General features: G+C 37.9%; 11 protein-coding genes and 1 tRNA gene. 5 read left to right on the plus strand and 7 right to left on the minus strand.

What is annotated here, in order from left to right; translation table 11 throughout:
* The first annotated feature begins 80 nt into the window (after positions 1-80).
* Both ACO1XM_RS17345 and ACO1XM_RS17350 read left to right on the plus strand, forming a co-directional pair.
* Complete coding sequence (locus ACO1XM_RS17345; protein ID WP_486231318.1) at positions 81-518, plus strand: hypothetical protein; 438 nt, start codon at positions 81-83, stop codon at positions 516-518.
* Between the two features lie 6 nt (positions 519-524).
* Positions 525-1,025, plus strand: a complete 501-nt coding sequence (locus tag ACO1XM_RS17350) for a hypothetical protein (protein ID WP_486231320.1) — start codon at positions 525-527, stop codon at positions 1,023-1,025.
* A gap of 35 nt (positions 1,026-1,060) precedes the next feature.
* On the opposite strand, the gene ACO1XM_RS17355 is transcribed toward ACO1XM_RS17350, so the two are convergent.
* The 4 genes from ACO1XM_RS17355 to ACO1XM_RS17370 form a co-directional block, all read right to left on the minus strand.
* Positions 1,061-2,560, minus strand: a complete 1,500-nt coding sequence (locus ACO1XM_RS17355) for a T9SS type A sorting domain-containing protein (RefSeq protein ID WP_486231322.1) — start codon at positions 2,558-2,560, stop codon at positions 1,061-1,063.
* 85 nt (positions 2,561-2,645) lie between these two features.
* On the minus strand, positions 2,646-3,644 hold the full coding sequence (locus tag ACO1XM_RS17360) for a helix-turn-helix domain-containing protein (RefSeq protein WP_486231324.1): 999 nt from the start codon (positions 3,642-3,644) through the stop codon (positions 2,646-2,648).
* 324 nt (positions 3,645-3,968) lie between these two features.
* The gene (locus ACO1XM_RS17365) at positions 3,969-4,403 is read right to left on the minus strand and encodes a hypothetical protein (RefSeq protein WP_486231326.1); all 435 of its coding nucleotides are present in this window, start codon (positions 4,401-4,403) and stop codon (positions 3,969-3,971) included.
* On the minus strand, positions 4,354-5,841 hold the full coding sequence (locus tag ACO1XM_RS17370; RefSeq protein ID WP_486231327.1) for a hypothetical protein: 1,488 nt from the start codon (positions 5,839-5,841) through the stop codon (positions 4,354-4,356). The genes ACO1XM_RS17365 and ACO1XM_RS17370 overlap by 50 nt, the downstream gene beginning before the upstream one ends.
* Before the next feature lie 696 nt (positions 5,842-6,537).
* On the opposite strand from ACO1XM_RS17370, the gene ACO1XM_RS17375 reads away from it, so the two are divergent.
* Positions 6,538-7,986 carry a hypothetical protein gene (locus ACO1XM_RS17375; protein WP_486231329.1) on the plus strand — a complete coding sequence of 483 codons (1,449 nt, stop codon included), beginning with the start codon at positions 6,538-6,540 and terminating at the stop codon, positions 7,984-7,986.
* Positions 7,983-8,840 carry a DNA adenine methylase gene (locus tag ACO1XM_RS17380; RefSeq protein WP_486231331.1) on the plus strand — a complete coding sequence of 286 codons (858 nt, stop codon included), beginning with the start codon at positions 7,983-7,985 and terminating at the stop codon, positions 8,838-8,840. The genes ACO1XM_RS17375 and ACO1XM_RS17380 overlap by 4 nt, the downstream gene beginning before the upstream one ends.
* Positions 8,841-9,131: 291 nt before the next feature.
* Here the strand turns inward: ACO1XM_RS17380 and ACO1XM_RS17385 are convergent.
* From ACO1XM_RS17385 to ACO1XM_RS17395, 3 genes are all read right to left on the minus strand, one after another.
* Positions 9,132-9,204: transfer RNA gene (locus tag ACO1XM_RS17385), tRNA-Thr, on the minus strand.
* Positions 9,205-9,254: 50 nt separating this feature from the next.
* Entirely contained in the window at positions 9,255-11,084 is a 1,830-nt protein-coding gene (locus tag ACO1XM_RS17390) for a DUF349 domain-containing protein (RefSeq protein ID WP_486231333.1), read from the minus strand.
* Positions 11,085-11,128: 44 nt separating this feature from the next.
* Positions 11,129-11,707 (minus strand): YqgE/AlgH family protein, encoded by a 579-nt coding sequence (locus ACO1XM_RS17395; RefSeq protein ID WP_486231335.1) that lies wholly within the window; start codon positions 11,705-11,707, stop codon positions 11,129-11,131.
* 149 nt (positions 11,708-11,856) lie between these two features.
* Between ACO1XM_RS17395 and pdxH the strand changes: the two genes are divergently transcribed.
* Entirely contained in the window at positions 11,857-12,498 is a 642-nt protein-coding gene (gene pdxH, locus ACO1XM_RS17400; RefSeq protein WP_486231337.1) for a pyridoxamine 5'-phosphate oxidase, read from the plus strand.
* The last annotated feature ends 7 nt before the right edge of the window (positions 12,499-12,505 follow it).

Below are 12,505 nucleotides of genomic sequence, written 5' to 3' on the forward strand. Positions count from 1 at the left end.
TAAATAACAACTTCACGAAAGGATCATCAAGGATAATGCCTTTCTCTTGTAAACAATAAGAAACCTTAAATAACTTTAATATGAGAAAAACGCTTATAGCATTTAGCTTGATTGTTGCGATAATCGGACAAACGTCTTGTACGGATGACAAGGGTCAAGAAATTAAATTTGAAAATCTCAAATTAATTGAGACCAAGACAGAACTGCAAGTTTCGTATTACACAACGGACGGAGATCTAATTCCTGCCTCAACTCCGTTAGCCCCCAATACTGAGTATGAACTAGAAATAAAAAGTGATGTTCCTGCGAGTTTTAAGTTCAGAAAAACCGATGGATTCATTTTAGTGGACGAATACTCAAACCTCTCAGATTTAAGCGAGAAAACAAGATTAAGAATCAAAACTACTGATGAACCTAATATTGATCCCTTCTTCAGTGTCTTTGTTGTTCTCAAGAGTGAAAAGGGCGAGTATGTTAAAGAACGAGCACAACTATTTTTAAAGTCGTCACTAAACTAAATATTTATGTACAAACTAAAATATGCCTTTGCAGTCATTGCCATTTTAGCAATGACATTAGCCGCCACCGTTTCAAATGGTCAATGCACGTGTGATCAGACGAGGCTTAAAAACATCATGGATAACGCGACCATTACTTTACTCAATACAAATGGTACTGTTGCTACATCACTCAGTCCAGGAACTACCTATTATGTACGTGTTACTTCCACAGCATTTTCATGTTTAACCTCGGGAAGTGGCTGCGCAAGTATTGCTGCTCCAGTGACATTTGTCCTAAAAATTGCAGATGGCGCTGTAAATGTTTTTGGCAACCCTATACCTCCACAAGTAGGACAAGATGTTGGACCTCCTAACTATTCAGGCTCTATAACTATTCAAACGCTAACAGGTGATGACTTCTCTGATCAAATATTTATTAGAGTTGGAACTCAATGTTTCCCAAGTTCAACCTGTGGTCTTTTAACTTCAAATTCATTGGCGGATAAATCAATTATCAAGCCTTAATAATATTAAGCCAGTTTGAAAAAGTTCAGACTGGCTTAAATTTTTACAATTTTCTTGACGAACTTCTCATTCGAAGTTTTAAAAACAAGAAAATAAACACCATTAGAAATCAAACTCAAATCAATGTTATAGAAGGTTTCAGTTAACGGCTTCTCTAGCATAGCTTGGCCTATTGAATTAAATATTTGTACTTCAATAGAGTTGCCACAATCACCAGTAAAATCAATATTCAAAATATTAGAAACTGGGTTGGGATAAACAAGAATATTGCTCTCGTCACAACTAGTATTCTCATCATCATTATTTATAGGCTGTAGACCATTAAAGTAGTGGGGCATTAAATTTGGGAAAGACCACCCATTCGGTGAAGTAAAAGACGCATTAAAATCCCTTCCTTTGGGGTTACACAAAAGACCAGGCCTATTAGGCTGATCTACAAAATAAATCTTAAGCTTCTCTTCGCTTCTACCCTGTTCGTTGCTTGTATAGGGAATTATTGCTTTCATATAAAGTCTGCCATCTGGGGCCAATTGTAACACACCAAAGCTAACAGTGTCCTTTTGATTTGAAATCAAATCAGGAAAAGGGTCATGTAAAGCATATATATCCGTTCTGGAAGATTTTATAGTCTCAATGTCATCTATAGTTAAATCAAATTGGCAAAATCTGTCAGTTCGGTTAATGAGCTGGTCTGAAAAAGTGAAATATAGTTTTGTATTGTCAGGTGAAAATGAAACACCATAGAGACCAGCGTAAAGCCCTAATTCTCTACGATTGTAAATTATACCTGTTTCCGAATCAAAGTCGTAAAGCTCCAATGGGTTTCTTTCGAAGCCGTCACTCGAAACCGCACATGCTAGCATTTTACCATTTGGAGAGGCTTGAAGCCATCCCTTTGATTTAAATTGATCATAAGGTATACCAAAAGAAAAAAACTGTGGTGAACCAATTCCATTTAAATTGATCTCATATACCACAAAACGATCGCTGTCCCCTTCATGCGTAACTAACCAATAATCTCTTTCATTGGCGTGGGGTATAGCAATCAACTTATCTGATGAATTCTGCGTAAGGCTTATATTCTTTGCGCTCGTAACTGCACCTAGACCGTTTGCCAGTGTTAAATCAACAACTGAATAATACAATCCAGCCCTTCCTCCGAGATAAGGGTCATGGATAGACTTTGTGGTAAAAATGTAATAGCGATTTATTGAACCAGGCATAGGAACAATAAGGGCGGCCTGATCAGTATTCACACCACCGTTAAGTTCAGTGCCATTTTGCATAACAGTTAACGCATTATTCCATATGGTTCGCCCATTGGTAAAGAATAAAAGTCTTCCAGTAGACGGATCACACATAGTCGCAGTTGCACCGCCTTGGTTGATATTAACAGTAGAATTGAAGGAACGAAACCGCGAGTCACCAAAATCAATCCCTAGGTTTTGATCAAATAACCAAACATTACCTTCCTTCTGGCAAAAACTTTTTGTACTAAAAAATAAGAATACAATTACTAAATATCTCCCACCCATATTCAAGCAATCTGCCAATTAAACAACGCAACCACTCAAGTGTTTATTACACGGTTCAGCCTTAAAATCTTACTGTTTCCTATACCTAAAAGTCATTTAACGAAGAAGTCTTGTCTGATTTCAAAAGTACTTTTGGTGGATAGCCGAAATACTTTTTAAACGCATTGGATAAATTTTGTTGACTACCGTAGCCCGTAAGCTTCGAGACTTCCTTCACAGATTTTTTATCATGTTTCAATAAATTATAAGCCAGTTGCATCCTTTCCTTAAAGATCACCTCGCTTAAGTCCATTCCATAAAGCGATTTATAGCCCTTGGATAATATATTTCTTTTAATACCGAAATTTGCGGCTGCTTGATCAAGAGAAATATGTTGGCTCAGATTCTTTGTCAGAAATAAATAGGACTTATTGATCGCCAAAATTTCCTGATCCGTTAACTGAATTGACTCCCTTGAAACTTGACCACTAAGGCGCTCAATGCTCAACCTAATCAAGTCAAGGATTTTAGCATGTACATATAGCTTAGTTAAATATCCTTCTGACAGGGTTGAAATAAAATTTTCAACAATGCCTATCATTTCTCCAGAAGCATAACTTGGTCGGCTATTCAACAAGAGTGGGGTCTTAAATTCAGAACTCTGAAATAATTCAACAACTAAACTTGGGTTATCAATTATTTGCCACAGGTAATCTTTATTGATGTCTACTCCAAATTGTGTATATTTTCCTGTGCTAAATTTATAGGACACGTCAATTGATGGTAAATAGACAAGACTAAACTGTTTTTGGAACATAGTATATTCACCCAGCCCGCCTACCCTGCTTTTGAGATCATTCAAAATAGAAAATGATATTCCTAAAAAAGACGTTCCCGGAAGTCGTAAGGATAGTTCTGACTCCTTGTGTATCTCGAATTCACTCTTCCAAATACTAAAGTTATCTTCTTTTATTTCTGTATGATAAAATTCTCCGATTGAAGATGATGCAGCCAAAGTAACTATATCGCTACCAGCATAGGCATTAATCTTTGTTGCCTTTTGAGAGTATGTTACTCTTTCATCTCCATTTACAGTAACCACCATTCCACTATGACACATAACTAATCAATAACTGAAAATCATGAAAAATAGCTGCAATACTATTTCATACCTAAACTACACTCAGGTAAAAGAATAAAAAGCACTTACTACCTTAACGAGTGTGTGACATAAAACACATATTGCACTTTCCGATTAAAGACAACTGCATCGAGTGAGTTAAAAATAAAAAGTTGTAAGGTCACGGACAATACCTGAAAATTAAGGTATAATTGCTTTGTGCATTTTCTTATTTGGTTGAATTAAGTTAAAAAATAAAAGCAGGGGCATCGTCCCCTGCTTATACTTTCTAATTTAAATTAAAACAGTTTACTCTATTGTAAATTTGAACTCACAGTAATTCGTGCCAATTTTTCTAGTTGAATAATTAGTAATGAGTAATGGATTATCATTTGAATTATCCAGTTGCTTAAAAGATGTAATTACTCCGTTGCTATACTCAATTGATAATGAATCGGATTCAATAACAGGTCTGAATGTTTCACAAGCAACGTTTTCTGAACCTTCTGAGTTAACATTGATCAGAAATTCCTCGTTTGAAGCGATTTCGATTTCTTCAACGAGAGACATGGTTGTACCCTGTTCAGCATTGTATCTTCTAATCACAATATCGAAAGCAGAATTATTTATGTAATAAAAATCTGCCTCTACCTTAAAGTCTTTATCTGAGCAGCTCGCTCCATACAGCGATAAGCTACCAAGAATCAAAAAGAGCTTGAAGATTTCCTTCGGTTGGGTTTTCATATGTATCTCTTAATTTAGTTCTCCAATCATTCCAATTACTCGTACCTGGCAAAACATCTTCTACCTGTCTCAATGTATACCCTTGCACTTGATCTGTGCCCGCTAGTCCATCAAGAAGATCCCGAACAACACCTGTCAAGTCTCCAAAATACTGAGGTTCATAATTATTATAACGAAGTCTTGTTATCTCACGCTGGACACCTCGTGCCCAACTTTCCTTAACTTTGCCTTCTGTATCGTTCCAATTGTTTCTTCTAAGCTCCCAATGAGAAGCGTGTGCAATTTCATGTATAGTGGTTGAGTATATTTCATCTACCGTTCTGTTGTTGCTGTAAATTCTTAACCTCGGTAGAATACCAGCGAAACGACAATCTTTGCAGTGTGTTCCGTTAACATCCTCAACTTGGTCATATACTGAGACTTTCATCTTTGATCTCCAAAAACTATTCCTTGGGGGTGACTTAAGATTAAATCTAGCACCGTAATAATAGTCATTTAAAGCTGCATGCACTATTGCATAGAGCCGTGACATACCTCCGTTAATTGTAAGGTTCCATGAGCCTTCGATTTTCGGTCCATTAAAAATTGCCTGACCAAAAGTTCCACTTCGAATGTCCCAGTCATCCCTTTCCCACTTTATACTATAGTTCGCTGGTCTTCTAAAAGTTCCGTTGCAACTAAAGTTACCATTAATATCTGTAAAACCCGTATGAGTTGTGAACCATCTTCTTGCATTAACTTTGGCACCCACAACAGGAACGTTCCTATTCAATCGATCATCAAACATTTGAATTCGTCCAGACGGCCTCCAGCTACTCATTGTTCGTGCGATCGATGTTATCTTTTCGCTTCCATTTCCTGTCAAAATAAGAGCTTCCTCTTCTAGTGCTTCAATGGTTGGCCTGTAAATTTCTTTAATAACTCCATTTTCAAGGATATCATAATCATCTTCGGGTAAATACAACTCGTCAAGAACTTCATATCGGATATTGGTAGGTAGTGGTTGTCCAACTTCAATAGCTGCATACTGCCAAGTAGGACTAGATGCAGGAATTGTTGGATCATGATAAAAATCTCCCTCAACTAGAATTTCGTAATCCAAAGGATACTGATAAAGCTCGCCTAAATTGTTATCAAGTAAATTATCATACTGATCATAATCCGAAGGTAAAAACCTAATGTATAAAGTTGTGGTGCGAATATTAAGATCTACCAATTCCCTGTTTCCGGCATCAGTACCTTTCTCTGTACGGATATTTTTCAAAGCCTCTCTCATAACTGATGGCTTATAGGGATTTTTCAACTTTTTACCGAGTACTACAATTTTACCAGGTATTTCATCCGTTGAATAATGGGTGGCTTCATCTTCCTGAAAGCAAGCAGACATAAGTAGGATGAATAATGATGCAAAAATTTTTGCATAGAGATTCTTTGGCATAAGTTTGAGGGTTTTGTGAAAATTTGCTGCAACCAACGAGGCTGCTTGTACTAAAGATCACTAACAAAACTTCTAGTCCAAAATTTTGTGTGTTAAATTTCCATTAAGTCGGTCAATACCGAAATTAGAATTTGTAATGACAAGCAAATACAGATGTGAGTATACCTTAAATTTAAGGTATACTCTTCAAAGCTAACCATCATATTTTTACAATTTGACTGACATTGATAATCTCTATGACTTCTTCTGGATCCATCATATCCAATGATTTACCCGACAATCTTTCGATCTAGTGGGATTGATTTATTGTCTTTTTTATTTTAGCCTTGAATTCTATGGGATCGCTCATTTTTAAATTCATTTCAGTTGGGGATAACACTCATTTTTTACTCCATACCACCATGCGGTTTTTCCAAGTGGTACGATCTCTAATAGCTCTTGGAATCGAAGAAAGTCTTATTTTGGAATCATGTTTCGCATCCTTTAAAACTAAAGTTATAATACATAAAAAATACTCAGCCGATAAATGATAGCTAATTAAATTTGAGTAATACAGAACCAATTAATTGATGGATTTAGAGATACTGATAAAAATTTTGCAATTAACCAAAGCTGTCTTATATTAGCATTGAGCCCAACTAGGAGAAATGGTACTACCTTTTCTTTGGTTGGACTTTTTATTTAAATCGAAATCTGATGGCTTCTAATGAATGGCTAACCAAGCAACTTTCAGTTGCATCATTACACCTTGATGAAAAAAACCCTCGTCTTGGTAGAGAGACAACAGCTAGAGCTCCCAGAGAGCTGATTCAATATTTATTTGACCATGACAAGGCTCTCGAAGTTGCAGCAAGCATTGCTGAAAGAGGTTTTTTTCCAAACGAACCACTTTTGGCAATTTATGAGAACAATAAGTATATTATTGTCGAGGGAAATAGAAGACTTGCAGCTTTAAAAGCTTTACGAGAACCAGGATTACTAAATTCTAATTTCCAAGCTAAAATAGAAAGGCTAGTAAGAAAAATGGTTGATATCAAGTCTATTTCCAAAGTGCCCGTAACGATAGCCCCTAGCCGAAGAGCGACAGATAAACAGCTAGCAGGTCGTCACATAGGATCTCCCGTTCTTGCTTGGGAAGCCGAAAACAGAGCAAGCTTTATATTAGAAAAGTTATCCGAAGGTTATGAAAATTCTGAATTAAGTTCTGAATTAGGATTCTCCATGGCTGATATTCAAAGTGCAAGACAAACAAGAGCGATTGCCGATATGGCTCGATCGCTAGTTTTACCTGAGGAAGTAAAGGCTAAATTAGATAATCCAAGAGCCGGTATTTTTACAACAATTGAAAGAGTCTTCAATTCGACTGTAGGAAGAAAATACCTTATGATAGAGCCCGATCCTGAGCATGGAATTAGAGGCACTACTACAAAACCAGAATTTGTAAAAGGTTATACAAAGCTTGTAAGCGACCTTGCTCTGAATAAACAATCTTCACGCTCCTTAAATAAAAAAGAAGATATTGAGAACTATTTTAAATCATGGAAGCAAGAAGAAAGACCACAGTCAAAGCAAGGCAATTTTGTTCCTTCGGACATCATCGAAGGAAAATCAGTAGCATCTAAACAATTCACTTCAAGTCAACCCACGAAACCAAAAAAAGCTAAGCAGGAAAGTTTAACCGTTTTACCAAAAGACCTCAAAGTACGGTTTGGTAATGATCGACTAATGGATATTCGACAAGAACTCACTAAACTAAAGCGAGAAGATTTTCCAAATGCTGGTGCAGTTTTATTACGTGTGTTCTTTGAGCTTACGGTAATTGATTATCTGCAACGATCAGGAGGATATGACCAATTAATCCAAAAGCTAAAAAGTAAGGGTATTCCAATTCCTCACGGTGTCCCGACAATGAAAATGATTGTCCCCGAGGTAATAGCATTAGCCAAGAAATCTTTCTCACAAACCGAGGCCAATAAAGTTGAAAAAGCTTTAAGGTACGATCAAGCTGCTCCCTTTACGATTTCAGATTTACACGGGTTCGTTCATACAACAGATATACCAAGTCAAAGGGATATTCAACAATTTTGGCTTAGATTAGAGCCCATTTTTAGACTAATGCTGGAAAACGACATTCCAAATCAATGATATCTCCAAGTCCGCTACGTTACCCAGGGGGTAAATCGTCAATGACCAATTTATTAAGCCAAATTCGTGAATTAAATCATGTAGGCAATCTCCCATTAGCAGAGCCATTCGCTGGAGGTGCTGGAGCCTCCTTAAAATTGCTCTACCTAGAAGATACACCTGAGATCTACATTAACGATAAAGATAATGCCATATATAACTTTTGGTGGAGCCTAATTCATGAGAATGAAGAATTCTTAAGGCGTATCTCTAATAAACGAGTTAGTATGGCCGAGTACTTGCGACAAAAAGAGCTCTATAAGAATTCAAGTATTACTTCAAAACTAGATCATGGCTTTGCCACTTTTTTTCTTAATAGATGTAATCGCTCTGGGATCATATTAAATGGCGGGCCAATTGGTGGACCAAAACAAATAGGTGAATGGAAGTTGAATGCTCGATTTAATAAGGAGGAACTAAAACAACGATGCTTGAAAATACATGAATATTCCGATCGTATTCGTTTATCCAACACTGATGGTATCGATTTTATTAAACTAAATAAACAGAACTCTCCGTTTTTCTTTATAGATCCGCCATATTACAATAAAGGGCCACTTTTGTATCTAAACTTACTGGACAAAAACTATCATGAAAATTTATCTCACACGCTCAAAGAAATTATTAACCTACCATGGGTTTTAACTTATGATGATTGCCCTGAGATTAGAAAACTGTACAAAGGATGGACAAAGATTAAACCTTTTACTTTACGATATTCTGCTGCCAATAGAAGAAAGGGGAAAGAGATAATGATTACACCGAAATGGATGCATCTTCCTAAAAATCAAAAATCAGAGGCAATTGATTGGTAGACTTTTTCTCGGTCTCATTTTAATGCAGGAGTTGCAATAAAAACATAACACTAATCTAATATTTTACTATCGGCACAACTATTTTTGACACCATAACCGAAGAAAAGCGCTCTAGCTAATTACAAGTAATCAATCTTAGAATTCATTATCCTAAATTCTATAACTCTATAACACCCTCATAAGCGTGAGACTATTCATTTAAAATAAATTTAGAGATTTAAAAAGTACGCTGAAAGCACGCTGAAAATAAAAAAGCCAGTTACACTTTCGTATAACTGGCTGATTTTGAAGAGCCCCCTGCCGGAATCGAACCAGCGACCTACTGATTACAAGTCAGTTGCTCTACCAGCTGAGCTAAGGAGGCGAAAACGGAGTGCAAAAATAGATACAGATTTCTAATTTGCAAACCTTATTCTACATTGAGCGAATTAATTTTAATTGTTTTTTCAGCTCCGAAAGCTCCTCCTCTGCCGATTTAATCTTCTGATTCACCTCATCACGCAGACTATCAGCATTTTTAGAGCGTGCAAAGAACTCCAGGTTGTTTTTCCACAAGGCGATGTCGTTCTCTACTTTTCCAATCTTCTTGCGAATATTCTGCTCTTTTTGCTGTAATTTCTTATCCGCAAAAGGATCATTCTTTAATTCGCTCAACTGGGTCTTCAACGAAAGCTGTGCTTTTTCAACATCACTAAGCCCTGGAATGGCCGCCACAAACTTCTCCACTGCCTCACCATGGCGATCGCGTATGGTATTCATTGCATTGCGTGGCACAAAACCTGCTGCAGCAAATTTAGTCTGTAAGTCTTCCAGCAGGGCCTGTGTAGCTGTGCCGTTAGCGGCAGCCTCCTCTAAAGCCTGACAAATGGCTTCTTTTTGCTTCAGGTTATCGGTCTGTTCAGTATCTGCTTTTTGCTGCTGGCCTCTTTTCTGCTCGAAGAAGAAGTCACAGGCTTCTTTAAACTCTTTAAAAATTTTCTCTCTTACTTTTTCTGGTACAGGCCCAACATCCTTCCAACGTTGCTGCAGATTCTTCAACTCGTTAGCCGCCTTATCCCAGTCACTGCTCTCCTTTAACTGAATTGCTTTGGCTAAAAGTTCCTGTTTAGTCTTAAGGTTGGCATCGCGCTCCTCATCCAGCTTCTTGAAGAAAGTATTTTTGGCATGGAAGAATGACTTGAAAGCATTCCAGAATTTCTTGTTTACATCCTTGGCTTTCGCACGTGGTATACCACCAATTAGTTCCCAGTTTTTCTGAAGGGCAAGTATTTCCTGCGTCTTTTGATTCCACTCTTTTATGCGGTCTGTCTTAAACGAAGCAAATAGTTGAACTTCCTCGGCAATCTTCAATTTCTTCTCAAGGTTTACATGCAATTCCGCCTGCAGGTGTTTTACAAACTCATCACGCTTCGCATAAATGGCGTCTGATGCAACCTTAAAGCGTTGCCAAACAGCTTCCTTCTCTTCTTTAGGTACAGGACCAATGTGCTTAAACTCGTGATGAAGTTCATTCAACTCCTTAATGGCGTCACGAAGCGAATCATTGTTAAGCAGTTTTTCTGCTTTAACAATGAGTTCATTCTTCAACTCAAGGTTTTTCTTCCTGTCAAGTTCCTTTAATTCAAAATAAATGCTTTGGTTATCATAAAAACGGTCTACCAGTGCATGGTAATTTGCCCACAGTGTTTTTGCCGGGCCCGGTGCCACCTGACCAATGGATTTCCATTGCTTTTGAAGTTCCTGAAAAGTGTCATATTGATTGGATGCTCCGGCACCGTCAAGCAACTCACGCATTTTTTCAAGAAGATCTTCTTTTTTACGAAGGTTCTCATTGCGTTGTTCTTCCTGTTGACGCATGAATTGATGCTTTTTATCACGAATCAATCGTGCATTGGCATCAAATGCCATATCGAACTCGTCTCCACGGTATTCAAAATCATCTGCCAGTCCGCCTTCAGCCAAAAAGCGTTTTTTAGCTTCGGCCTTTTCTTTTTCAGCTATTTCATCATACAAAGGTTTTATTTCGCGCAGGGTAATCTCTGCTTTAACAGCATTATTCTCCTTCGCTAATTCTTTGCTTAGTTCGGCCAGTTGTTTTTTTGAAAAAGTTGAATAATCAACCTTATGCTCTTCTTCCAAGGCATGCAGTGTCTCATCTTTTTCCTCTAAATCAGCCTCGCTGTGCAAAACACCGGTCACTTTTTCAAGTTCCGATGTACCGTTTTCATTCTCGTTCAATTCCATTGTATGTTAAAAAGCGTGTAAAAATATAAAAAATGGCTCTCGGATCAATTTAAATTAGGATCAATCGGATAATTGGAATACATGGAGAAACGTCCTCCCATATTACTCAATGCCTGTTTCCACATCTGATCAGGTGTTATGTCAAAAAGTAACTCGCTGCTAATGTACTCACAAACTATCCAGCTATCCTCCTTTAGCTCTTCTTCTAACTGTCCGGCCCCCCAACCACTATAACCCAGAAAAAAACGCACATCAGTTTCTTGAATGGTACCAAGATCCAGGCCATTTTGCAGTGCTTCAAAATCGCCTCCCCAAAAAATTGAGTCAGCAATAGGTATAGCTTCGGGCAAATGGGCCACACGGTGCAGGTAATGTATGGTATCCTGCTGCACTGGCCCCCCAATAAATGCCTCCGTATCAACTGCGAGATCACCCAGCACATCGTTTATTTTAACTATAGATTGTTTGTTCAATACAAAGCCAAAAGATCCATCCTGATTATGTTCACATAATAAAACAACAGTCCGTTCAAAGTTAGGGTCGTTCAAAAAAGGCTCCGAAATGAGCAGTCTTCCCTTTTCAGGTTTAAGCTGGTTGCGGTACTTGAAAAAATCGAAATCCATCAGTTTCTGCAAATTATAAAATTGTTATTAGGCGTGACAGCAAATAAAGGACGAACCTGCAAAAATGCTGTATTATCCCACCAATTGTGGGATAAATTAAATGAATTAAGCCTTAATTTCGCCCTTGAAAGCTAATAAGGCTTAATACAATGAACGAACTTCATGCCCTAAGAACAGAGTACGCAAAAGCCAGCTTGGATATTGCCTCTGTCAGTACTGATCCATTACAACAATTTGAAAAATGGCTGACTGAAGCAATTAATGCTGGTGTAAAGGAGGCTAATGCCATGTGTCTGGCTACGGTCGGCACCGATGGCAGGCCCTCACAACGCATTGTGTTACTCAAGGGGGTTGAAGAGCAGAAGTTTTTGTTTTACACCAATTATCAAAGTAAAAAAGGTGTGCAATTAACGGCTAACCCTGTCTGCGCGCTCACCTTTTTTTGGCCTGATTTAGAAAGACAAATCAGGATTGAAGGTATAGTTGAACGGGTTACAGAGCAGAAGTCTACAGCGTACTTTCAAAGCAGGCCACGGGGCTCACAATTAGGCGCCTGGGTTTCACCGCAGAGTGCAGCTATTAAAGACCGAAAATTATTAGAGGAGCGTTTAGCGGAAATGGAGACGAAGTTCACCGGGCTGGACAAATTACCTAAACCTCAACAGTGGGGTGGATATGCTGTAGAACCATTCTTATTTGAATTCTGGCAAGGTAGACCAAGCCGTTTGCATGACAGAATAGAGTATGTAAAGGCCGATAGCGCTTGGAAGATTAACAGACTTGCACCGTAACTACAAG

The sequence above is a fragment of the Chryseotalea sp. genome, from assembly GCF_057350905.1.